21 protein-coding genes are annotated in these 23,234 nt (G+C 59.1%); 8 read left to right on the top strand and 13 right to left on the bottom strand.

The window, feature by feature from the left end:
• Window positions 1-2 precede the first annotated feature (2 nt).
• The 3 genes from J7447_RS09640 to J7447_RS09630 all read right to left on the bottom strand — a co-directional run bounded on the left by J7447_RS09640 (window position 3) and on the right by J7447_RS09630 (window position 4,007).
• Complete coding sequence (locus J7447_RS09640; protein WP_209169483.1) at window positions 3-1,817, bottom strand: adenylate/guanylate cyclase domain-containing protein; 1,815 nt, start codon at window positions 1,815-1,817, stop codon at window positions 3-5.
• 172 nt (window positions 1,818-1,989) lie between these two features.
• Window positions 1,990-3,528: a SulP family inorganic anion transporter gene (locus tag J7447_RS09635; RefSeq protein ID WP_077293569.1), complete on the bottom strand. Its 1,539-nt coding sequence runs from the start codon at window positions 3,526-3,528 to the stop codon at window positions 1,990-1,992.
• 74 nt (window positions 3,529-3,602) lie between these two features.
• Window positions 3,603-4,007 carry a hypothetical protein gene (locus J7447_RS09630; protein ID WP_209169482.1) on the bottom strand — a complete coding sequence of 135 codons (405 nt, stop codon included), beginning with the start codon at window positions 4,005-4,007 and terminating at the stop codon, window positions 3,603-3,605.
• On the opposite strand from J7447_RS09630, the gene J7447_RS09625 reads away from it, so the two are divergent.
• From J7447_RS09625 to J7447_RS09615, 3 genes are all read left to right on the top strand, one after another.
• Window positions 3,994-4,668, top strand: a complete 675-nt coding sequence (locus tag J7447_RS09625) for an ABC transporter substrate-binding protein (protein ID WP_209169481.1) — start codon at window positions 3,994-3,996, stop codon at window positions 4,666-4,668. The two genes, J7447_RS09630 and J7447_RS09625, sit on opposite strands and share 14 nt — an antisense overlap.
• A 237-nt stretch (window positions 4,669-4,905) precedes the next feature.
• The gene (locus J7447_RS09620) at window positions 4,906-5,649 is read left to right on the top strand and encodes a hypothetical protein (protein ID WP_152506248.1); all 744 of its coding nucleotides are present in this window, start codon (window positions 4,906-4,908) and stop codon (window positions 5,647-5,649) included.
• 47 nt (window positions 5,650-5,696) lie between these two features.
• Window positions 5,697-6,389: a transporter substrate-binding domain-containing protein gene (locus tag J7447_RS09615; RefSeq protein ID WP_209169480.1), complete on the top strand. Its 693-nt coding sequence runs from the start codon at window positions 5,697-5,699 to the stop codon at window positions 6,387-6,389.
• A 23-nt stretch (window positions 6,390-6,412) separates the two neighbouring features.
• Here the strand turns inward: J7447_RS09615 and J7447_RS09610 are convergent, their stop codons facing one another.
• Window positions 6,413-8,197 carry an SPFH domain-containing protein gene (locus tag J7447_RS09610; RefSeq protein ID WP_209169479.1) on the bottom strand — a complete coding sequence of 595 codons (1,785 nt, stop codon included), beginning with the start codon at window positions 8,195-8,197 and terminating at the stop codon, window positions 6,413-6,415.
• 179 nt (window positions 8,198-8,376) lie between these two features.
• Between J7447_RS09610 and J7447_RS09605 the strand changes: the two genes are divergently transcribed.
• Entirely contained in the window at window positions 8,377-9,555 is a 1,179-nt protein-coding gene (locus J7447_RS09605; RefSeq protein ID WP_209169478.1) for an aminotransferase, read from the top strand.
• A gap of 35 nt (window positions 9,556-9,590) precedes the next feature.
• Window positions 9,591-10,619: an asparaginase gene (locus tag J7447_RS09600; RefSeq protein ID WP_062488426.1), complete on the top strand. Its 1,029-nt coding sequence runs from the start codon at window positions 9,591-9,593 to the stop codon at window positions 10,617-10,619.
• Between the two features lie 115 nt (window positions 10,620-10,734).
• Here J7447_RS09600 and J7447_RS09595 read toward each other — a convergent pair whose 3' ends face one another.
• Window positions 10,735-11,151 carry a GNAT family N-acetyltransferase gene (locus J7447_RS09595; RefSeq protein ID WP_209169477.1) on the bottom strand — a complete coding sequence of 139 codons (417 nt, stop codon included), beginning with the start codon at window positions 11,149-11,151 and terminating at the stop codon, window positions 10,735-10,737.
• A gap of 45 nt (window positions 11,152-11,196) precedes the next feature.
• Between J7447_RS09595 and J7447_RS09590 the strand changes: the two genes are divergently transcribed.
• Window positions 11,197-11,997 carry an arginine deiminase-related protein gene (locus J7447_RS09590; protein ID WP_023000954.1) on the top strand — a complete coding sequence of 267 codons (801 nt, stop codon included), beginning with the start codon at window positions 11,197-11,199 and terminating at the stop codon, window positions 11,995-11,997.
• A gap of 222 nt (window positions 11,998-12,219) precedes the next feature.
• Here the strand turns inward: J7447_RS09590 and J7447_RS09585 are convergent, their stop codons facing one another.
• Both J7447_RS09585 and J7447_RS09580 read right to left on the bottom strand, forming a co-directional pair.
• Entirely contained in the window at window positions 12,220-13,590 is a 1,371-nt protein-coding gene (locus J7447_RS09585) for a TIGR03808 family TAT-translocated repetitive protein (RefSeq protein ID WP_031269278.1), read from the bottom strand.
• A 198-nt stretch (window positions 13,591-13,788) separates the two neighbouring features.
• Complete coding sequence (locus J7447_RS09580) at window positions 13,789-14,262, bottom strand: YHS domain-containing (seleno)protein (RefSeq protein WP_023000956.1); 474 nt, start codon at window positions 14,260-14,262, stop codon at window positions 13,789-13,791.
• 203 nt (window positions 14,263-14,465) lie between these two features.
• Between J7447_RS09580 and J7447_RS09575 the strand changes: the two genes are divergently transcribed.
• Complete coding sequence (locus tag J7447_RS09575; protein ID WP_023000957.1) at window positions 14,466-15,044, top strand: TetR/AcrR family transcriptional regulator; 579 nt, start codon at window positions 14,466-14,468, stop codon at window positions 15,042-15,044.
• A 231-nt stretch (window positions 15,045-15,275) separates the two neighbouring features.
• On the opposite strand, the gene J7447_RS09570 is transcribed toward J7447_RS09575, so the two are convergent.
• Both J7447_RS09570 and meaB read right to left on the bottom strand, forming a co-directional pair.
• Entirely contained in the window at window positions 15,276-15,887 is a 612-nt protein-coding gene (locus J7447_RS09570) for a peptidase C15 (protein ID WP_055654962.1), read from the bottom strand.
• Window positions 15,884-16,882, bottom strand: coding sequence for a methylmalonyl Co-A mutase-associated GTPase MeaB (gene meaB, locus J7447_RS09565; RefSeq protein ID WP_209169476.1), 999 nt, complete (start codon window positions 16,880-16,882; stop codon window positions 15,884-15,886). The genes J7447_RS09570 and meaB overlap by 4 nt, the downstream gene beginning before the upstream one ends.
• 176 nt (window positions 16,883-17,058) lie before the next feature.
• Here meaB and J7447_RS09560 point away from each other — a divergent pair, with 176 nt between their 5' ends.
• Entirely contained in the window at window positions 17,059-18,096 is a 1,038-nt protein-coding gene (locus tag J7447_RS09560; RefSeq protein WP_152510438.1) for a phytanoyl-CoA dioxygenase family protein, read from the top strand.
• A 220-nt stretch (window positions 18,097-18,316) separates the two neighbouring features.
• On the opposite strand, the gene J7447_RS09555 is transcribed toward J7447_RS09560, so the two are convergent.
• From J7447_RS09555 to J7447_RS09540, 4 genes are all read right to left on the bottom strand, one after another.
• Complete coding sequence (locus J7447_RS09555; protein WP_023000961.1) at window positions 18,317-18,907, bottom strand: DUF1131 family protein; 591 nt, start codon at window positions 18,905-18,907, stop codon at window positions 18,317-18,319.
• Window positions 18,908-19,071: 164 nt separating this feature from the next.
• Window positions 19,072-19,653 (bottom strand): TIGR00730 family Rossman fold protein, encoded by a 582-nt coding sequence (locus tag J7447_RS09550; RefSeq protein WP_209169475.1) that lies wholly within the window; start codon window positions 19,651-19,653, stop codon window positions 19,072-19,074.
• A 103-nt stretch (window positions 19,654-19,756) separates the two neighbouring features.
• Window positions 19,757-21,145, bottom strand: coding sequence for a dipeptidase (locus J7447_RS09545; RefSeq protein WP_209169474.1), 1,389 nt, complete (start codon window positions 21,143-21,145; stop codon window positions 19,757-19,759).
• 149 nt (window positions 21,146-21,294) lie between these two features.
• The gene (locus J7447_RS09540) at window positions 21,295-23,187 is read right to left on the bottom strand and encodes a mechanosensitive ion channel family protein (RefSeq protein WP_209169473.1); all 1,893 of its coding nucleotides are present in this window, start codon (window positions 23,185-23,187) and stop codon (window positions 21,295-21,297) included.
• Window positions 23,188-23,234 lie beyond the last annotated feature (47 nt).

Below are 23,234 nucleotides of genomic sequence, written 5' to 3'. Positions count from 1 at the left end.
TGCTAGCCACGCAGCCGAACGACCTCGACCGCTGCCGATTTCCCCTTGACCTTGTGCAGTCCGATGGCCTCCTGCTCGATGCTGCTGTCGAGACGCTTGGCGATCTCGCTGGAGACGAGAATCACAACATCGGCGTCGCCGTCGATCTCCTTGCCGAGGCTCTCCAGCCGGGAAGCGGCGTTTACCGTGTCGCCGATGACCGTGTAGTTGACCCGCTCCGGTGCGCCGATGTCGCCGACCACGAGCGGGCCCATGTGAAGGCCGATGCGAATACGAACAGGCGCTTCACCGCGGGCAACGCGTGCAATGTTGTCCTCCCGGATGGCACGGGCCATGCCGATTGCCGCACGGGCCGCAGGCTCTGCCGGATTTTCCAGCCTTTCCGGTGCGCCCCAGAATGCCATGACACTGTCGCCGATGTATTTGTCGATGGTGCCGCCTTCCTTTGTGATCTCGGCGCCGAGCAGGGACAGGTGATGATTGACGAAGGCAGCGGTTTCGGTTGCCGTCATGCCTTCGGAGGCAGAGGTGAAGCCGGCGATGTCGGTGAACAGCACAGCAACCTCCCTTTCTTCCGGCGGGGCATCCGCCCGGCCTTCGCTCAGAAGTTTCCTGACAAGTGTGCCCGGAACGTAGCGATTGAAGGCTTTCAAGCCGCCTAACATGGCATTGAAGCCCTTGGACAGGTCGTCCAGTTCCCGGATGATGCTGGAAGGCAGCGGGGCTACGGTCGAAAGGTTCAGGCCCGCCACTTCTCTTGCCGCGACCGAAGCACGTTGCACCGGTCTTGCAATCCGTCTCGCCAGCAAAACCGCGCCAACCAGGGACAGCACGAGCAGTCCGCCACCAACAAGTAGCGCCATCAGCAATTGTTTCAGCGGCTGGGAAAGGTACTCGGCAGGAAAGTGAACACCGATCCTGACCGGAAGACCCAAGAGGTTTTCGTTCTTCTGTTCAAGGATCACGAACCGTTCGGCGCCGTCAGGGGCAGTGCCGGAATAGACAGCCAGTTTCTCGGAAATGTCGAAGGACTCATTCTTGACCCTCGGCATGTCCTTGAAGCCGGCCAAAAAGGCATCGGGCAAACGATCGACATTCAGAAGAGGCATTTCTGCTGTCAGGTCATCGAAGGATTTGTGAAGGTCGGGATGGGCGACGATTTCGTCTGATCCCTCTTTCATGAGAAAGACGGTTATGTCGTCTGTCGAAACGTGCCAGGTGATCTCGGACATTCTGTCGAGCGACATGCCGATCATCAGGCTGCCACGGTAGGTCTTGCCCTCATGCAGCGGGCGTACAAAGACGTAATAGGTGTGCTCGCGGTTCGGCATGTAGAACGGCTCGCTCCAGAAAGCACCAGACTGCTTTTTCGCGCGCTCCGCCAGGGGAACCAGGATCGGAATATCCGTCGCCAGATTGACGTTGCCGCCCATTAGTTTGCCGTCCGCATCGCCTCTGTCGACATCAACGCCTTCGCCATTTTCGTCTACCAGAACCAGAAAGGAGACCTGCTCCATCGGGGCGAGTGCACCGTAAAGGTAAGACAGGATGAGATCGGGGTCGTCGACCGGCAGTTCCTTGCGCTCATAGGTCAGCCGGGTGAATTCGGCAGTTTCGGTGATGGCATGAAGCTGCTCGACAAACGCCGTTTCGGCTGCATCCATGCCGATATCGACCAACTCACCGCCCATTCTCCTGACGACTTCCGAAGAAGTGACAGCCTGGATGAAGAGGATCGCAGCCGCGGTCACCAGCACGAAACTGCCGATGACGGAGGCAAGGGTCGGTGTGATGAAGAGTTTCCTGCGTGCTGGCACCGTGACGTCCCGATTGTGAGTTGTGTCGTCGTAAGCCGATATCTCTTTCAAATTACGCCGCGCGTAGCAATCGGGGAACTGTACCGGAAGCTTGAAACCTGTTTCAGATACAAAAAGACCCGCACGGGGCAACCGTGTGGGTCTTGGTTTGTCGCGCTTGGAAAAGCGTGCGTCAGGTGGTCTTTTCTGCTCGGTCGAACGTGTGACCGTAGTCCACGGCAATCTCGTAATCCGGATCTTCAAGGACCGAGACTTCGACAAGATCGCCAGCCTTGGCCAGCAGCTTCTTGCAGTCTGGCGACAGGTGGCGCAGGTGCAGGCGCTTGCCAGCAGCAAGGTATTTCGAGGCGAGGGCGTCAATTGCTTCCAGGCCGGAATGATCGACCACGCGGCTGTCGATGAAGTCGACGACAACGTCCTCGGGATCGTTCAACGGATCGAAGAGATCGGCAAAGCCAGTGGTGGAGCCGAAGAACAGCGGGCCGGTCAGGCGATAGACCTTCCAGCCTTCCTTGCTGGTGCCGATGCGGGCACGGATTCGGCTGGCTGCATTCCAGGCGTAAGCAAGCGCGGAGATGATCACACCGACGACAACAGCGACCGCGAGATCCGAATAAACGGTGACGCAGGTGACAATGACCATCACAAGCGCGTCGATCGGCGGGATCTTGTGCATGATCTTCAGGCTGGTCCACGCGAAGGTGCCGATGACCACCATGAACATTACGCCGACCAGGGCTGCGACCGGGATCCGTTCGATCAAGGGCGAGGCGATGACGATGAAGGACAGCAGGAAAAGAGCTGCGGCAATGCCGGAAATCCGGGTACGTGCACCGGATTTCACGTTGATCATGGACTGGCCGATCATGGCGCAGCCACCCATGCCACCGAAAAAGCCGGTCACGACGTTTGCCGTGCCCTGTGCAAGGCATTCCTTGGACGCGCCGCCCTTGGTGCCTGTCAGGTCGGCCACGAGGTTCAACGTCAGCAGGGATTCAATGAGGCCGATGGCTGCCAGGATCACGGCATAAGGCAGGATGATCTGCAATGTGTCGAGCGTCAGCGGCACCATGGGAATGTGGAAATCCGGCAGGCCGCCGGCGATCGAGGCGAGATCGCCAACCGAGCGGGTGTCGAGGTTGAAGCCGAGCACGAGCGCGGAGACAACCAGAATGCCTGCAAGCGGCGCTGGGAAAGACGATGTGATCTTGGGCAGGAACCAGATAACAGCCATGGTGAGGGCTATCAGGCCGAGCATCAGATACAGCTGGGAGCCTTCCATCCATGTCAGTCCGCCAGCGCCATCTGGAACCTTGAACTGGCCAAGCTGTGCAAGGAAGATCACGATCGCAAGGCCGTTGACGAAACCAAGCATGACCGGATGGGGCACCATGCGGATGAACTTGCCCCACTTCAGCAAGCCCACCACGATCTGGATGAGGCCCATCAGCACGACGGTAGCGAAAAGGTATTCCACTCCGTGCTGGCTGACGAGCGAGACCATCACCACGGCCAGTGCGCCGGTCGCGCCGGAAATCATGCCGGGACGACCACCGATACAGGCCGTAATCAGACCGACAAAGAACGCCGCATAGAGACCTACCAGCGGATTGACGCCGGCAACAAAGGCAAAGGCCACGGCTTCGGGAACGAGCGCCAGGGCAACTGTAAGCCCGGCCAGAAGTTCGGTTTTGATGCGGGACGCATCCATTTTCAACGGTTGTTCAGGCGCAACGGCCTCCGCGCGTGCTGACACGGGCTGCTCCGGATATTTGGTGTGGTTTTTTAGGTCAGCGCCAATCCCTGCCCGGATTTCCACTTTTGACCTGGATCAAGTTGCCACCTTCTAATCGATTTTTTGCAACGCAGCAAGGCGGGCCAGGCAGGAGCAGCCATGCGTTGACCGGGGTTCTTCCTTGATAAAGGTTCGATGGTTGCCTGTTGAGCCAGTAAAGCGCGTGTATGACAGGAGTTTTCCGTTAAGGAAGACGGGTTAGTTCTTGCTGGATACAATTTACGATATTGCAATAATACGAGCGATAATATTTGATGAAATTGGGTAACAACTTTAATTCTCTGATTATTTGGGGTTGTTGTTGTGTCAATTTCTCGTATCTGTTGCGTTGCTTTTTCCTTTTTGCTTGCGGTGTCAGCAAGCGCCGCACGCGCGGACGAGATGATCATAGCCACCGATGACTGGCCGCCCTTCCGGATTTCTGAGGGAGATACCTTCATCGGGCTGGATCTGGACCTGATGGACGAAGTTGCCAGGCGCACAGAAGCCGAACTCCGGATTGCCAAGATGCCCTGGGGGCGGGCGCTCACCGAAATGCAAGGGGGCGGCGTCGATGTCATGACCGGGCTGGCTTTCCGTCCGGACCGGGCGGAATATATCGCCTATACCGATACGCCTTACTTCAGATGCACGACCGCCTTCTACACCATCAAGGGACAGGCCGATAAAATCCGGAGCTACGAAGACCTGGCGCCATACCAGGTCGGCTACGTGTTGCATTCGGCCTACTTCGAAAGGTTCGACAAGGACCGGTCTTTGGACAAGGTCGGCGTTGCGCAGGAGCAGATCCTGATCGACATGCTGATGAAGAGGCGTTTCGGTATCATGATCGGTACGGATTGCCAGGTGGACTACCTGATCAAACGTCAGGGGTTCGCCGACAAGATTGAAAAGGCGCCGTATAATCCGGGAAACTCGGTCGACCTGTATCTCGGTGTTTCCAAGAAATCGGGTTGGGCGGCAAAGCTTGATGAACTGAACCGTGTCATCAAGAAACTTGTCGACGAAGGCTTCATCGACAAGATTGCAAAGGACTATTACGGCTCGCACTCCTAGCGTTGCCAACTCCTCTGATCCTTGAAGTCTTTTCCTGACTGGCAGAAGGAGAGACATGCAAGCGCACGTTATTGGTTATTCTCAATAGATTGTACAACCGCATTGCAATCAGCTTGGAAAGTCTGCAAATTGTCCCGTAGGGTTATTGCTCTAGATACGGGACTGCGGAGGACGTGGCCGCAGTCAGACGGCTTGTTGTGAACGAAATTGTCGTGCAGGCAGCTTAAGGAGGGCAGAATGCATCGGCTCATGTTTTGCGCCATGCTGAGCGTTCTTCTTCTGATGTCCAGCGCCCGGGCACAGGACGTTCTCAAGCTGTCCGGTTTTGAAGCTCCAAACCTGACCCCGGTTGCCGAGAGTATTCTAAGTCAGGCCTATGGGGAGTTAGGCATCCGCATCCAGACGATTATCACCAGCCCTCGCAGGGCACTGCTGGATTCAGCTTCCGGCAAGACCGACGGTGAACTGGTGCGGATCAGGACCATCGAAGCCGATCACAGCAGCCTGTTGCGTGTCGATGTTCCGATTATTCTGGCTCGGACCTTCGCCTATGCGAACAAGCCTCAGCTTCGCGGCAAGTCCTTCAAGCAGCTCCAGCATTTGCGGGTTGGCCATGTGGCGGGCGCACGGTTCGCCGCTGAACTGGCAGATGGGTTTGCCGAGGTATGGACCGCAGATACGCCCGAACAATTGTTCGAGATGCTCCAGCGAGACCGGATCGACCTTGTCATTGCCGGGGAGGGCACGGGGCGGCGCATTATCCGCGACCGGAAACTGGTGGGTGTCTTCCCGTTGCGACCGTCTTTGCAGGAGGTCGCATTCTATCATTATCTGCATGAGAAACATGCGGATCTGGTGCCCAGGATCGAAGCAGTTCTGAAAAGAATGCTGGCGGTGCCAGTGGGTGAGGAAACCGACGGTGTCGGTGAGACGACGCCGGAGAAAGATGGACACGTTCTGCACAAGACCGGCTTGAGCTGAAGGTTTTACGCAGGCTGCACGGCTGACGAGACGCTGCGAGGAACACTATGCGCACGAAGAGGCTCATCTGTCTGCTGGCCGGGTTCCTTCTGGCTACTGCCGCTTCCGCGGGCGAGAGAATTGTGCTGTCCGGGTTTGAGGCTCCCGGTTTGACCCCGGTGGCGGTCGGTTATCTGCAGAAAGCCTATTCGAGCCTTGGGATCGAACTGGAGATTGTCGAAAACACGCCAAGCCGGGCTCTGGTGGAATCCACCTCCGGCAAAACCGATGGTGAAGTGATCCGGATCGGCTCTGTGGGGGACCGTTATCCGACCCTCGTCAGGGTGGATGTGCCGCTGCTTTCTGTTGTGGCCTACGGTTACACCAACCGCGCAGACCTGAAGGACAAATCCCTGGAGGATCTTAAATCCCTGCGGGCAGGGCATGTGCGTGGGGCTGTCTTTGGCGAAATGGCGGCCAGCGGGTTTGCAGAGGTCTGGTCGGCTGAAGAACCGGAGCAGCTGTTTCTCATGCTGAAACAGAAGCGGCTCGATCTGGTTTTCGTCCGCGAGTTGAGGGCGAAGGAGATGATAGAGAGGTTCGGTCTTGAGGATGCTTATTCTCTCCCGTCCAGCCGCAAGGAATATGCCTTCTATCATTACCTTCACGAGCGGCACCGGGATCTGGTGCCTCGGGTGGAGGAGGCCTTGCGCGCCGTCCTGGGCGAGAAGGACAAGGATCCCGGGGATGGCCCGAGTTAGGCGGGCCAATCCGCTGATCCGGATTACTGCCCGCCGGATGTCCGGTTAGCTGCCGGTTGCTGGGCCTGGCCCAGGCTTGCACCGAGAAGGGCGGCCGCACCGGCAAAGCCGCTGTCTCCACCGACAACTGTATTGGGAACAAGCTTGCCGACGAGGCCAACCAGCTCCGGTTTGCGTTCCAGCGAGGTCAGCAGTTTCTCCAGCGCCTGCAGCAGAGCTACGCGGTCCTGGCCGAGAACGTCGACCTGCGCTCTCTGGCCTCGGGCAAGTTCCTCCAGATACTGGCGCTCGGCGCGGCCGAGGGCCGCGCGTTCCTGTTCGCGCTGATTGGCCACCTGCACAGCTATCTGGGCTTCCACGAGACGGGGCTGTTCGTCCGCCGTGGAACGTGCCTGTTCCGTTTCGATGCGTTTTTGCTGCGCATCCGTTTCGCGTTCGTAGGCGGTGGAAAGCTGATCGGCCAATTGCACGCGCAGGCGGGAGACCAGCAGTTCCGGCGGGATGGCCGGTTCACCGAGACGGATCTCGCGAATGTCGACGCCGGCCTTGTTGCCTTCGATCTTGATCTGCTGCTCGATGGTCTGTTCCAGGGCATCGCGGTTTTCGATGAGATCCAGAACCTTGGTTGGGCGCACGGTGTAGGTCGCAGGCTGCACCGGCGTCCCGTCGGCATTCTTGTCCTGCACGCGGATCGAGGCACCGGCGACGTTCCTCACGATCGAGCGGATGGCCGGTGTCAGGATGCGGTTTTCAATCTCCTCCAGTCCGCCGACGGAGCCGACGACCACGGGTGCATTGTCAGGGTCGACCTGGACGAGGGCGCGCAGTTCCAGGGGGATGTCCCAACCTTCCACCTTGACGTAGACCGCCCGGTCGGCAGCGTCGCTGGGGATCTGTTCCTGAACGGAGCGTTCGTTCTGCTGGATATTGCCCTGTTGATCGACCGAGAGATCGATGATGCGTTTTACGTAGCCGCCCTTGTATTCCCAGGTCTGGACGCGCGTATCGACCAGCGTCACTTCATAGGCCTGCCGGTTGAGGTAATAGGCCCCGGGGAAGAGCGGGTCCTTCCAGATGCCGACGCAGCCCCTGGGTACCAGGGGAACGGTAAGCGCCTCGCGGGAAACAGAGGAGGCAGAGACTTCTTCCTCGATGCAATTGATGCCGGGCTGACTGACATTGGACTTGACCACGCCCACGTGCCCGGCGGGGATAATCGTCGCGTTGGTATTCTCATCGAGGCGAATGTCGAAGAGATACCGGTTCAGACGGTATTGCCCGGGCTTCAGCACCGTTTCCTGCGGTCCGCGCAGACCGCCCTTTGTCAGGAAGCTGTCGGCCTTCAGCATATCGCCGACATCTGCATCTGCAATTGCCGGTGCCATGAACATGCCGGAGGGCATGGCGTCGCCGTCGAGTGCGGTCAACTGGCCATAATAGCCTTCGGGAATGGTGACGACGTCCCATTCCTCGAAATCGTAGAGCACCCGGACAAGCGGCATGAAATGAAAGCCGGGCCCGAGGATCTGGGCTTGCGGGCCTTTTTCGCCGTCCAGGGCAAGGATGCGGCCCTCAGGCAACTCCTCAAACGCATAGATCCTCTTCAGGTGACCAACACTGTTGGCGTCCACCAAGATGAAGGAAGAGGACAGGAGCATGAAGCCGCCGATCAGCACCAGAATGATGCCCATGAACCGGCTCGAAAAAATTTGAACCAGCCTGTGACCGCCGGCGGGAACTCCGGCTCGTCGAAGAATGATGCTGGCTCCCAGAAGGATTGCCACAATTCCAATAATCACGCCGAGCATCACGCTTCCTCCGCCAAGGTTCCGATGCGGAACCTATCTGACTGCGGGTGATGGACTGAGTCAACGACACTCATATGACATGTGGTGGTCGAACTGCGCCTGGGCCTCGGTCAAATGAAAAAGCTCGACGGCAAACGCGGGTGGGATTAGAACCGGCGAAAAGACGCTCGGGAGGAACCATGAAGCCGACCAATCCGGTCTTCACCGGCATTGCCACCACCGTGTTCGAGACCATGTCGCGCTTGGCTATGGCGCATGGGGCCGTGAACCTCGGACAGGGATTTCCAGATGTCGACGGGCCGGTGGATATCCGGCAGGCGGCGGCTGATGCGTTGTTGCAGGGGCCGAACCAATATCCGCCCATGCTGGGAATACCGGACCTTCGCCAGGCTGTTGCCGAGGCCAATCGCCGTTTCTACGGTCTCGAGGTCGATCCGCAAACCGAAGTGATGGTGACTTCCGGTGCGACCGAGGCGTTGGCGGATTGCATTTTCGCTCTGGTATCCCCGGGTGACGAGGTCGTGCTGATCGAACCGCTCTACGATTGCTACCTGCCGCTGGTGAAGCAGGCCGGCGGCATTCCCGTGCGCGTCCGGGTGACCCCGCCCAACTGGTCGCTGGATGCTGAAGCTCTCAAGGCAGCCTTCTCCGACAAGACCAAGGCAGTTCTCATAAACAACCCGATGAACCCGACGGCCAAGGTGTTTTCAGACGAAGAGCTTGAGTTGGTCGCCTCTCTCTGCCGCCAATATGATGCCTATGCGATCTGTGACGAAGTCTACGAGCACCTCGTCTTTGATGGTCACCGGCACAGACCGCTGATGGCGCTGGACGGCATGCGCGAGCGCACGGTGCGGATCGGCTCCGCGGGCAAGACCTTCTCGCTCACCGGGTGGAAGGTCGGCTATGTCACCGGGCCTGCCGCACTCATGGACCCGATTGCCAAGGCGCACCAGTGGGTGACCTTCACGACACCGCCACATCTGCAAAAGGCTGTTGCCTATGGCCTGCGCAAGGACGACAGCTACTACGATGGCCTGTCGCAAGACCTTGCCGCAAAGCGCGACCGCATGGCGGCAGGCCTTGCCGCCCTCGGATTTTCCGTTCTGCCTTGCAATGCAACCTACTTCCTGACTTGCGGGTTCGAAGGGCTCGGGCTTGGACGGACTGATGTCGAGGCGTGTGAAAGCCTGGTCACGGCCGCCGGTGTTGCGGCAGTTCCCGTGTCTGCCTTTTATGGATCGGATGCGCCTGAAGGCTACATTCGCTTCTGCTTCTGCAAGCAGGATGCCGTGATCGACGAAGCGCTCGCGCGTCTTTCCGCATTTTTGACTGCGGCCCGGGCCGAATCCGCTTAGCCTGATAGTATGAAACCTTGGAAATGAGAAACTTCATGGACAATCCGGCTCTGGTCGACGTCACCCGCGGCACCGTGATCGAAAGCCTGCATCGGGGCAGCATTGCGATCGTCGATAGCGCCGGAAAGCTGGTTTTCGGTATCGGCAATGTGGAAGCCCGGGTGTTTCCGCGCTCCGCCATCAAGGCACTTCAGGCATTGCCCCTGGTTGAATCGGGAGCGGCGGAAGCGCTCGACTATTCAGATGCCGAACTGGCACTTGCCTGTGCGTCTCACAACGGCGAGGAAGTTCACGCCAATTCGGCACGGGTCATGCTGATGAAGGCAGGCCTTGCCGAAGACAATCTCGAGTGCGGCCCGCAGTGGCCCCAGCGGATGGAAGATGCAGCCAAACTTATCCTGGCTGATGAATCGCCCTGCGGCCTGCACAACAACTGCTCAGGCAAACATGCCGGTTTCCTTGGCCTGGCAAAGGTGATGGGTGTCGAGACACGCGGCTATGTGAACGCGGAACACCCTGTGCAACGTGAAGTTCGCAACGTGATGGAACAGATGACCGGCGACACTCTGTCCGAGGATGTCTGCGGAACAGACGGCTGTTCAATCCCGACCTACGCTTCACCTTTGCGCAGCTTCGCGCGCGCCTTTGCCGCCTTCGGAACCGGTGAGGGGCTGGAGCCGCTTCGGGCAGAGGCTGCCGAACGGCTGTTTGATGCCTGCATCAACGAACCTTACATGGTTGCCGGGACAGGCCGTTTCTGCACCAGGGTGATGGAAGCTTTCCGTGGCCGAGTGTTCGTCAAGACCGGAGCCGAAGGTGTCTTCTGCGCTTCCATTCCCGAGCTTGGTTTCGGTGTCGCGCTGAAATGCGACGACGGAGCAACCCGGGCGTCCGAAGTGATGATGGCAACCGTTCTGGAAGCGATGCTGGAGCTGAACGATGATGAGGCAGCTCTGCTTGACGGACTGGTGAACCCGCCGATCCTGACCCGGGTCGGTATCCAGGCCGGACACATCAAGCCGCGCGAAGAGTTCCTGACCGAGTTGAAAGCAGCGCTGCCTTAACAAGCCGGCGCACTCTCAGGCTTCATTCCTGGCTCTCACCTGTTTCCGTCTGGTTTCAGATGCCGCTTTTTCGGCTCTTGAGGCAGAGGCGTGTGACGAGCGCTTGTGATCTGGCTCAAAGATCTTTTTTCATCAGCACCTTGTTGCCGGTTCTTTCCAATTCACTCCAGCCCAGGTGCGCGTAAAGAGCAACGTTCTCAGGCATGGCAACATGGGTTGCCAGATGTATCTCGGTGGCTCCGCTCTCACTGGCGAAGACCTCGATGGTTTCCATCAACAGACGCCCGATGCCCATGCCCCTGCTATCCGGATCGACGGCTATGTTCATGAGATGAGCACTTTGGCCGTGGAGCCCCAGGATTGCGCAGCCGACGATACGGCCATCCGTTTCGGCGACGAAGACTTGGTTTTGCTCGATGTCTTCCTTCAGGCCGGAGGAGACGTCCGGCAGGTCCGGCAAGGTTGATTTTACCGGTGCATAGGCCCTGTCGATGCATGTTTTCAGGGCCGGGACGTCTTGCAATTTGGCCATGCGGATGGCTGGTTGAGCGCTTGGTTCTGTCACAGGAGTTGTCTCATGGCACATCGTCCCGATTTGTCTTTCCGTTTCACCCACGCGATCACGCGCACGCCCGCCGACAGCGTGGCCGACGGCATCCGTGCGGTGGACACGGGCAACCCGAGTGGCGAAAAATTCAGGGCAGAACATGAGCGTTATGTCTCGGCCTTGCAAGAAGCCGGCTTGACGGTTGACGTTCTGCCGCAGCTTGAAACCTACCCGGACAGTTGTTTTGTCGAGGATCCTGCCTTCTGCCTTCCTGAAGGCGCCATCCAGCTTCGGCCGGGCACGGCCAGCCGGGAAGGCGAAGGCGCGGAGATCCGTGCGGCGCTGGAAAGCCGGTTCGGCAAGGTTGTTGACCTGCCGGGGAACGGTCATGTCGACGGCGGCGATGTCCTGATGCTCGATGACGTCATCCTGATCGGCCTGTCCGCCCGCACTGACCGGGAGGGCGCTGATGCCTTTGCCGGATTGCTGGGCGAGTGGGGCTACAAGGCCGAAGTCTGCGAGACGCCCGATGGCGTGCTGCATTTCAAGACAGCCTGTTCCACACTTGGCGACGGCGTCATCCTGGCGACCAAGGTCATGGCAGACAGCGGCTTTTTCGGTGACCGGGAAATCGTGGTCGTTCCGGAAGGGGAAGACTACGCCGCCAACGTCATCCGTGTGAATGATGTCGTGATGGTGCCGGAAGGCTACCCGAAGACATTGGCAGCCATCGAGGCGGCCGGTTTCACGACCGTCGTCCTGCCGACCCACGAAGCCCGCAAGGTCGATGGTGGCCTGTCGTGCCTGTCACTGCGGTTCGCCCTGGACTGATTGCTCCAGAGCTTTGCAGTTCTGACAGCGGTTTGTCTTGGGCCTGGGAACGCGCGTAAGTGCGTTCTCGGGATGAGTTCATTGAGATGTATCTGGCTTTCGAAGTCCATGGCATCCATGCCGTTCCGTTTCTGCTCGTAGGGTTTTTACCCGAGGCATGGAGAGAGCGGTCGACGGGATGTCTCTGAGGACGAGCGCGTTTGTGCCGGGCGGTCGGGTCAGTCAGGCGGCTATCTGGTTGCCGTGAACGGTGAGATTGTCGAATTCCGAAACATTGTTCAGTTCACCGGTCGCTTTTTCGAGCCAGCGGTAACCGTTGATCGCGCCCTGTTGCGAACCTTGAACGATGTTGTTGGTGATGACGGCAGCGCCCGCGCCATCGACCACGGTTACGGCGATACCGGTGCCGCAGTCCCGAACAACGTTCTGGGAGGCTGCGATGTTGCGCATATAGGGGCCCCAGCCGAGCATCAGGCCGAATTTCGGTGCGCCCTCCACCACATTGCCGGTCAATGTCGTATCCGCTTCAACGGCGATGCCGATGCCGAAGCCGGCCACTTCCGGCGGGTAGGGGCCTTCCTTCTTGATGTTGCGGATCAGGTTGCCGGAGCAGACCGCCATACGGCCGCCATCCATGAAGTTGGCGATGGATATGCCGATCGTACCGCCGTCAACGATATTGTTGGCAATGACCGCTCCCTGGAAACCGAATTCGGAATAGATCGCCGTTTCTCCGGAGCGCAGGCAGGAATTACCGATGATCTGGACGTTGGAACCTGCATTGGAGCGGATTGCGGAGAAGGCGCAATCCGCCACGCGGTTGTTGGAAACCATGACGCCATGAGCGCGGAATACATTGATGCCGTTGCCGAACTGGCCGGTGCCGCCGTAGCGGGCGCCGATACGTTCCACCCGGTTGCCGGAAACGATGGTTCCGTCCTCGCCTTCGCGCCAGCGGTGCACCCAGATGCCGCCGTTGGCGCAGTCGGTCACCGTGTTGCCGGTTATGGCAAGGCCGTTGGCCTCGTTCGAGCGCAGTCCCGCTTCTGCGGCACCGGAGATCCGGCAATTTTCGACCCGGCCTGAACAGCGGTCCAGCAACAGTCCCATCTTGGAAGAACCGGTGATCTCGCAATTGTCCAGCGTGACGTTCTTGACGTTGATGAAATGCAGCAGGCCCTCGGTGAAATCGCCGATGGATCGATTGGCGCCATCGAAGGTAATCCCGGTCAGGCCGACATTGGCAACATCCTCGGCACGGATCAACTGACCACCGCCGCCCTGGTAGACGAGCCGTGTTCTGCCGGGAACCCCGACAATCAATGTGCCAGAGGGAAGACGCAGATTGGCGACCGGATAGGTGCCGGCAGGCAGGAACAGCGCGCGACCACGCTCAACGGCACGATTGACGGCATTCTGGAATTGAGCGGTCTGGTCATCTGCCGCGTTGGGAAGAAGACCAAGATCCTCTGAGTCGATAGAACCGCGCAGGTCGGCAACCTTCATCTGGGCCGTGGCGACTGTCCCGGAAAGACACAATGCTGTCCCGGCAAGAAACGCGCGTCGGTTCAGTTTTGAAAGATTACGTGTCATCGATCCGGCCAATTGCTTTCCGACGTCCCGGATTGGGATGCGTCTCAAGTGTCTATGGCTGAAATCGCAAGAGCCGTGCCGGATTGGCATTTGCGAGATCACACGCTTTAACCGGCGGAAAAAAGAGACCGGCCAGGCACATGGCCTGGCCGGTCAGGTAACCGGTCTACAGGGGCAGAAGAGACCGGTCAGAGGCGATTAGAGGCTGCTCGGGTCGACGCTTTCCAGACCAACCCAGTTTTCGTCAGCCTTGGAAATGAAGCCCGGTACGTCCTTGTTCCAACGTTCCTGGATCGACGGTGCGAGGTTCAGGTAAAGCTTGTTGTCGACGATCTTCCACAGGTCCGGGTCACCATCGACCTTCACACCCATGGCAGCACCGAAGGCGCAGAAACCACCGTATTGCGGAAGATATTTTTCCGGGTTCTGCTTGAAGAGATCGCGGTTCTCTTCAGAGGCGAAACGGTAGGTGGCGCCGTTGTGAACTTCGGTAATGGCAATGTCGCCGTCCTGCGGAGCGCCATTGACGAAATAGGAAACCGGATCGACACCGCGCAGGGCCAGGCCGGTGATGGTGGCGTTGACATCAAAACCGGCACCGAAAGCGCTGGAGACAAGCCCGGTGACGACGACCAGGGCGGCAACTGAGCCGCGAATGAGGTTTGCAAACATCTGGAGACACTCCCAAGGGGTTGAATTGGTCCGGCAAAGACGTGTTCAAGCGATCTTGAGATAGGAACCGATTGGTTCCTAATCGGCCGCACTTGACCAACCCTGCCGGTGGTTCCTAAATAGAGTTAGGAACCGAATGGTACAAAACACAAGCGCGTGACACGCGGTTGAGTTTTTTGTGAAGTGGCTTGACGGGAGATCGCATGGCAAGACCTCGGGAATTCGACGCCGATGAGGCATTGGAAAAAGCCATGGAGCTGTTCTGGGACGTTGGCTATGACGAAGCCTCGCTGTCCGAACTGCTCGATGCCATGGCCATTACCAAGGGTTCTTTCTACAAGGCGTTCCAGGACAAACAGTCGGTCTATCTGGCTGCACTCGACAGGTACAATGATCAGGTTGTCAGCAACACGGTCGCTTTTCTTGGTGACCCTTCAGAAGGGGCGGGACGGGACCGGATACTTGCCCTGTTCGGCCGCATTGCCGACCTCGCCCAGAAAGATGGCGACAGGCTTGGCTGCTTTCTGTGCAATGCCCTGGTCGACAAGGCGGGGGGGGCAGAAGCCGAGGCAAGGCTGCAGGCCATGACAAGGCGTCTGGAAAACGGTTTTTACCGCGCGCTTCAGGACGATGGGCTTGAGGGGACAGAAGCTCGCGGCACCGCGCGCGGCGTACTGACAGCCTATTTCGGCTTGCGGGTTCTCGGCCGGGCGGGGTTGTCCGCCGACATGGCGGCCGACTGCATCCGCCAGGTCGAGAGACTGCTTGGCCGTGTGCATTGAGGCAGGGGCAGGTGGTATATTGAAGCTCGGGGACTCTGAAGCCGCGAAATACTGAATTTCAGATAACCCAATACCACCTCATCCTGAGGAAGCACGAAGTGCTGTCTCGAAGGATGGGCGACACATTCGGGAGCAAGCGGCCCATCCTTCGAGACGGGCTTTCAGCCTTCCTCAGGATGAGGGAGATGGGATGAGGGGAAAGTTCTTCAGGAGAGTGTCCCGAGCTTCCCCCTATCGCAGGCGCCTTGCCAGTTCGCGCAGAATGCGGACCGCGGCTTCCTCGATGACAGGGTAGGCCGGTCTCGTATCGCGCGGACCTTTCGGCAAAGCCGGAACGTGAACGAAGATGCTGGCAATGCCCGAGCCGATGGAATCCCACAAGGTGGCATTGCAGAGATAGGTTCCGGCGTTGGTGGAAAGCTGTGCGGGTGCACCTGCGGCAAGCGCAGCATCGCGCAGGGCCCTGGCAGGCAGGGTTGAGCTCCGTGCGCGTTCTTGAGAGATTGCCAGTTCCGGCCTCGCCGGTGCTCTGCCCAACGCATCCGGACGCACGCGTACGGCTTTGTTGACGGCCCTTGTTTCAATATTGATCGTTCGCCGCGTCCCGTCGACGCCGAAGTGCACGATGGCGTCTGGCGAAAGGGTGGTGCGGAGCCGGTCTGTGACATCCTCACGCCCAGCCCAGGTTGTCGGCAGGACATGGAAGACGAAGTCGACACCTGACTGATGCGCCCCAATCCGTTTGGCGAGCCGTCTCATGAGGCGCTCCGTCGGATTGACGGGTGCCCCCGGGAACGGCGAAAAACCGGTCACCAGAACGGTCTTGCGTCCTGAAGTGTTCATTCGCCAAGCCCCATCAAGGTCGCTAATTCGTCCACCGCGAGCGAGACAGCGGTCTTGCCGCCGCGCACTTCCTCCTCCAGGGATTTGAGACGGTCGGCGGTACGCGTGTTCGATGTCAGGGCTTCCATCATGCGCTGCTGAAGCATGTCCCACATCCAGGCGACTTGTTGGCCGCTGCGTTTTTGATGCCATTCACCGCTGGCCTGCATGCGCTCGCGAAACACCGTGATCTGCTCCCACAGGTGATCCAGCCCTTCGTTGGCGAGGCCAGACACCGTGATGACCGGCGGCGTCCATGTGGGCGACTTGGGAGCAAGAATATGCAGCGCTGCGCGATAGTCCGAGGCAGCGGTACGGGCACGGGTAGCGCCGTCGCCGTCGGCCTTGTTGACGGCGATCATGTCGGCGATCTCAAGAACGCCCTTCTTGATGCCCTGAAGCTCGTCACCGGCGCCAGGCAGCATCAGGACCAGAAAGAAGTCGACCATGTCGGCAACCGTGGTTTCCGATTGCCCGATGCCGACGGTTTCAACCAGGATCACGTCGTACCCGGCGGCCTCGCACAACAGCATGGTTTCGCGCGTCTTCGCGGCGACCCCGCCAAGTGTACCGGCGGAAGGCGAAGGGCGGATGAAGGCGTTCTGATTCACCGCAAGCTGGGCCATTCTTGTCTTGTCACCCAGGATCGACCCACCGGTACGGGTAGATGACGGATCGACCGCCAGAACGGCGACCTTGTGCCCGGCGGCAGTCAGGTTGGACCCCAGCGTGTCGATGGTCGTGGACTTGCCGACACCTGGCACGCCGGTGATGCCGACCCTGAGGGCCTTGCCTGTAAGAGGCAGCAGTTCCTGGATCAGATGCTGGGCAAGGCGGCGATGCTCGCGCTTGCGCGATTCCACGAGCGTGATGGCGCGGGCAAGCGCAGCGCGCTGTCCGGCTTTCAGACCGTCCGCCAGCTTCGCGGGGTCGAGATTTCGTGCCGTTGTCATCATGCCTCAAGGTGTTAGCGCAGGATTCGGCAAAGGTCACTGCCGCCAAAGGGTGAAGACGCATTCGCGACGGGTTCTGACGGCGCAAAACAGCGCCGAAATGAATGGAAACATTGAAACCCGCAGGCAAAAACGTGTTAGATACACGCCACTTCGATGAAATTCATTTTTGGTGCTGCATGACACCCTTGTCCTATCTGAAAGCCCCGTTCTGGGTTCTGGGTCTCGCCGGAACCGACAAGTCTCCGCGCAAGAATCCGCTTCTGGGAAGCGAGAGGCTGAATACCTGGGGCTTGCACAAGAAAAGAGTGCAGCTTGCGGCCGATCTTGCAGCACGCAGACGCGCGAAGCTGGCGCATCTGGTTGAACGGGACCAGCAGGCTTTCTTCGATGAGAACGGCTATTTCCTGGTCAAGAACTTCCTGCCGGAAGAAACTTTCCGCCAGCTCAAGGAAGAAGTGTTCAACCAGCCGTTCGAATCGCGGGAGATGCGCCAGGGCCAGGCGGTGACGCGGATGACCTTGCTGCCGCCGGAGGTGTTGCGCAAAAACGCTGCGTTGGCTCAGGCGGTGCGTGATCCGCGTGCGATCAACATGATCCGCTATGCCGCCTCGCAGGGTGGACAGCCTCTCAATTTCATTCAGACGGTCCTGGTAGAACCGTTGAAGGTGAAGAAAAAAGATCCGCAGTCCGATGCCCATGCAGATACGTTCCACGCGACGTCCAAGGCCTGGCTGTTCCTGCAGGACGTCGGCGAGGACGATGGGCCCTTCTTCTTCGTCCCGGGCTCACACAAGCTCACGAAGGAGCGGCTGGAATGGGAGTATGAATGCTCCCTGAGCGCAGCCAAGGACCTGAGGTCCCACCACGCCAGCGGGTCTTTCCGGATCAAGGCGGATGAGCTTGCCTCCCTTGGCCTGCCGCAGCCCAAAAAGATGGCGGTGCCGGAAAACACGTTGATCGTGGCCGATACCTTTGCCTTTCACGGCCGCACGCCGTCCGACAAACCGACAGTCCGTTCGGAAATCCACTGGCACATGCGCCGCAATCCGTTCCTGCCGTGGACCGGCGGCGACTTGAAATCCATGCCGGGTTTGAAGGATCGCGGCATGCCGGTTCTGATGGATCTTGCGGATGTGGCTGAAAAGACGCTGAAGCAGCGCAACGTGTGGCGCAAGGTGGGCGAAGTCATGGTGCGCTCGCAGCCGCATGTGTGAGGGCTGAGGTGTCTTCTGATTTCTTCGTTTCAAAGATCCGATAGTCAATTGTTCCCATCCAACCTCATCCTGAGGAGGACCATCAGGTCTGTCTCGAAGGATGGGACACTTGCTCAATAGTGTGCCGCCCATCCTTCGAGACAGCGCTTTCGCGCTTCCTCAGGATGAGGGGGAAATTGGGGGTGATCTGTCGGAATGAACCTGGCCGGCCGTGTAACCGTCAGCTCTTCGGCGTCCAGAGGATCCGCTGGAGCTGAGCATCGAACAGGTCGTTTTCAGCCGGAAGGCGGTCGAACGGGCCGTCGTAGCCCGGGATCGCGTAGACCAGTTCCACGTTCGGATGGCCATCGGAATGGCAGATTGCCATGCCGCGCCACAAGTTTTGTCCGACCCGGCAATCGGCACGTGAGGAGCCGATTTCGGAGAAGGTCATGCCGATCCGTTCGCCGTTCGGGCCCTGCAGGTGGTGTGTCACACCGTGGACGGTGCGGACCTTGCCGTTCTGACCCTTGAACACCTGCAACACCTGAAAGCCGTCACTGTTGAAAGCTGCAAGTGCCCACTCGGTGGAGTTTTCGTTGGCGGTCTGAATGCCTTCGGTGGTGAAGCCGGGCAGGGCTGCCTCAATGGCTTTCTGGCCGTATTGGGTTTCACCGGTAATGCCGCCGACATGATCTTCAGCGATTTGCACCAGCGTGATGTTGGATGTCCGCACCAGTCGCCCGGATGTGCCGTCCAGATCCGCCGTCGGTGCGCAGGCCGCTCCCGTAAGTGCGAAAAGGCAGGCAAAACCGATAGCAGTTAGACGCATGATGATACTCGGGCTGATTGGGCTGCGCCGAAGTGCGCAGAAGCGATACGGGATTTACCAAGTAACGTCTTGTTTGCAAAGAGAGCGATGCCCCCTGTGGACAGTTCCCGAAGCTTGGAGGCAACTGCCGCAGGGGCATCAAGGCTTGCGTTTCAGCGTGCCTGTCAGGTCTCGTCCCGATTGATCCATTTGGGTGCGGAAGGGGGCGTATAGTTTTCGAACTGGCGGATCATATCCAGCGGAGAACTGGCGATCTGCGCCATGTCGCGCATCACCTGTTTGGTGAAACCCTGCTCTGTCTGGTGGTCGAGGAAGGCGATCAGGTGATCGTAATAGCCTTCGGCATTGAGGAAACCGCAGGGCTTCTTGTGATAACCGAGCTGGCCCCAGGTCCAGACTTCGAAAATTTCTTCGAGCGTACCAACGCCGCCCGGAAGGGCTATGAAGGCGTCGGACAAGTCTGCCATCATCGCCTTGCGCTCATGCATCGAATCCACGAGATGCAGTTCGCTCAAACCCTCGTGGCCGATTTCCTTGTCCTGAAGAGATCGCGGCAGCACACCAATCACCTTGCCGCTGGCTGCAAGTGCCGCGTCGGCAACGGTGCCCATCAGGCCGACCTTGGCGCCGCCATAGACAAGCGTGTAGCCCTGTTCGGCGATGGCGCGTCCCGTTTCGCGCGCAATATCCGCATATGCCTCGAGAGCGCCGTAGCTGGAGCCACAAAAGACGCAAATGGATTTCATGTCTGTTCTCCGGTCGCTGAGGTGGCAGGCTCTGCCCTCAGGAATTTTGATCGTGTTCGATCCATGACACGCGGGCCCGTGGGCCCGCGTGTCATCTTCAAGGTCAGTCTTTGGCCAACTCGTCCAGAACCCGGGCCCAGGAACGGATGCCCTTGTGGAAGCTGGTCAGGTTGTATTTTTCGTTCGGCGAATGGATCTGGTCATCTTCCAGACCAAAGCCGATCAGCAGCGAATCCATGCCCAGCATGCGCTTGAAATCACCCACGATCGGGATCGAACCGCCCATTCCGATCAGCGCAGCATCCTTGTCCCATTCCGCCTTGAGGGCTGTCTTGCCCTTTTCCAGCGCAGGCATCGCAAAGTCGAGCCTGAGGGCAGGGCTGCCTTCCTTGGCAATGAAATCCACCGTGCAGTCTGCCGGGATCTTCGAGCGCACGTAGGCGCGGAAAGCTTCCTGGACCTTGTCCGGGTCCTGATCGCCGACAAGGCGGAAGGTGAACTTGGCATGTGCTTCGGCCGGGATCACGGTCTTGGAACCGGCACCCTGGTAACCGCCCCACATTCCGTTCACTTCAACGGTCGGGCGGGTCCAGAGGTGTTCAAGCGGCATGCGGTCCTTTTCACCGCGCGGATATTTCAGGCCGACGTCGCCGAGGAATTCCTCGACCGAGAAACCGAGCTCGTCCCACATCTTGGTGACTTCTTCCGGCATGTCGATGACGCCGTCGTAGAAACCGGGCAGGGTCACCTTGCCGTTCTCATCGTGCAGGCCGGCAATGATCGAAGCGACGATGTGGTTCGGGTTTTGAGCCGAGCCACCATAGGAGCCGGAATGTAGGTCGCGGCTGGCCGCCTTGACGATGATCTCGTCGCCGACCATGCCGCGCAGCATGATGGAGATTGCCGGTGTTTCAGCGTCCCACATGCCGGTGTCGCACACGAGCGCAAGGTCGCAGGACAATTCGTCCTTGTTGGCTTCAAGGAACGGATGAAGCGACGGCGAACCAGACTCTTCCTCACCTTCGAACAGGATCGACACGTCGAGCGGCAGATCGCCGGTTTCTTCCAGGTAGGCGCGGGCCGCTTCCACGAAAGTCATCAGCTGACCCTTGTCGTCGGCGGAACCGCGGGCAACGATGATCTTGCTGCCGTCCGGCTTTGTCTCGATGGCCGGGTCGAACGGATCGCGCTTCCACAGGTTCAGCGGATCGACCGGCTGAACGTCGTAGTGGCCGTAGAACAGGACATGTGGTCCCGGCTTGCCGGACTTGCGGTGACCGACAACCATCGGATGGCCGGTTGTGTCGCGTACCGATGCTTCAATGCCGATGTCGTTCAGTTCTCTTGCCAGCCATTCAGCGGCTTCACGGCACGGAGCCTTGAAAGCCGGGTCAGTGGAAATGCTCTTGATCTTGAGGAGGTCGAACAGTCGGTCGAGGCTGTTGTCGAGATTGGCATCGATGCGCGCCAAGACCTTGTCGATGGAACTCATGACGGATCCTTGAATTTTTGAACAGATAGGAGCAGGCCCGATGGACTCGGGCAATGTGAGAAGGCCCTAACAGGCCATATCGGCGCGCGTAGCGCAATTGCTTATTCAGGAAGCAGAAGACGGCCCGCAAAGCGCCGGCCGCCGATCCATCAGGCGGCGTGGATCTCTTTCTCGCCGGTGGCAGGTGCTGTGTCTCCGGCCGTCTGTTCGTCCTTCAGACCCTTGTCTTGCGACAGATAGACGGTCGAGGAGGGATAGGCGATTTCAGATCCGTTGGCCTCGATGATCTCCCTTATGCCGAAGAGCAGCTCTTCCTGGATTTCCTGAAACGCTGCGACGGTGGCTGCCTGCACATAGGCATAGACGTCGACCGTGACAGCGTAATCGTCAAAACCGATCAGACGCACGCGAAGCGGATCTTCGATTACCTTTTCGTGGGCGAGGAGATAGTCGTGGATCGCAGCCAGAACGCGCTTCAGCGATGCCGGGCTTGTCTCATACCGCAGTTTGAGTTTGTGTCGGAAGTGAAACTGGTCGCGATAGCTGTAGTTGATGATCTTTCGTTTGGCGAGGTCGGCATTAGCAACGGTGATGAGTGTTCGGTCGAGCGCCCTGATACGGGTTGAACGGATGCCGATGGATTCCACGGTGCCCGCCAGATCGTCGAACTGGCAGAACTCGCCGACACGCACCATCCGGTCAGCATAGAGAATGATACCACCGATCAGGTTTTCGATTGTCGGCTGAGCGGCAAGGGCAATTGCAAGACCGCCCACGCCGAGACCGGCGATGACACCGTAGATCGGAATGCCGATCTGAGTTGCGCCATACCCGAGCACGATCAGCGCGATGGCAAGGGAGAAAACCCGGAAGCCGGTGCGCAGAAGGCTGACGTCAAGTCCGTCTCTTGCAGTCCCGGCACTGCTGGATAACCAGACGTAGAACAGCTGCAGAAGCTGATAGACCATCCAGGCGGTCGCCGACCAGATGATGGCTGTCGTCGACGTTCCGACTGCCACCAAAGGCATGCCTGTGATGTTGATCTGATCTTCGCACACATAGCGGAAGAGACTTGCGGCAAGGATGACGACAACCGGATTGAGGATCGCGTGGACGATGCGGGTACCTTCGTTCACGGAGACCGCACGCCACCTGCGCCAGCGGACGTAATATCCGAACACGACCGCGTAGAGGACGAGAAGTCCTCCAAGCGCCAGCCATTGCCAATACGCCTGGTCGGCAAAATGATACTGAAGCAGGTCTGGCCCTGCTTCAATGACGTCATACCAGAGCGGTGCAATCAGGTTGCCGGGGGTGTAGGTGTAGTATTCAAAGAGGTCTTCCCCGCGATCCGCGGTGATGGGCAGAACCCGTACAACTGCATAGTCTTCGGGAATGCGTTCAACGGAGGACCTGGAAAACAGGTACTGCCCGCGCAGTTCCCCTTCATCCTGGCGCAGCAGGTTGATGCTGGTGCCGGGAATGGTCCAATGGTCAGGCAAATCCGCCGCGTTGCCGACCTTTCGCGAGCTTCCTGCAGGCGAGCCGGGGATGTCTTCGAAAAGCGGCGCCGGGATCCGGTCCAGGATCTCCTGAAGCTGCAGTGCAATTTCGACGCTGGCATTTTCCCGGGAAGTCACGGGAATGCCGCTGAGGTCGAATGTCTGCGCGGCTTTTGAAAGAAGCGCACGTACCAGAACCAGTTTTTCCTCTTCGCTGTCCGACAGGAACAACCGGTTGCTGTCATCATAACTGTCCCGAACCGACATCCAGAGCGTGTTCACTTCGTTCATGATGTAGACGAAGCTTTCCAGTGTCGCACGCGGACTGGACGTGTCGGGTGGAGAAATCGGGTTGTCGCGCAGGTACTCCCGGGCGCGTGCCACCCGATTTTGATCCAGTGATCCTGCCCGCTCTTCCGTACTGGTGGGGGCTGCGCCGGGCTCCTGTGCACCGGCCATCGGCGCGCCGGTCAGGAGAACAGCAACCAGGGACAGCAGGAAAAGCAATTGCAGTGCCGAACCGAAGAGGCGCTGTTGCAAGCACTCAGCTTTGTATTGCGGTTGTGGCCGGTTTTCTCGGTAACGCA

Origin of the sequence: Labrenzia sp. R5_0 (assembly GCF_017743835.1) — a bacterium.
Classification (GTDB): domain Bacteria; phylum Pseudomonadota; class Alphaproteobacteria; order Rhizobiales; family Stappiaceae; genus Roseibium; species Roseibium algicola.
This window is presented reverse-complemented; position numbering and strand designations above follow the sequence as displayed.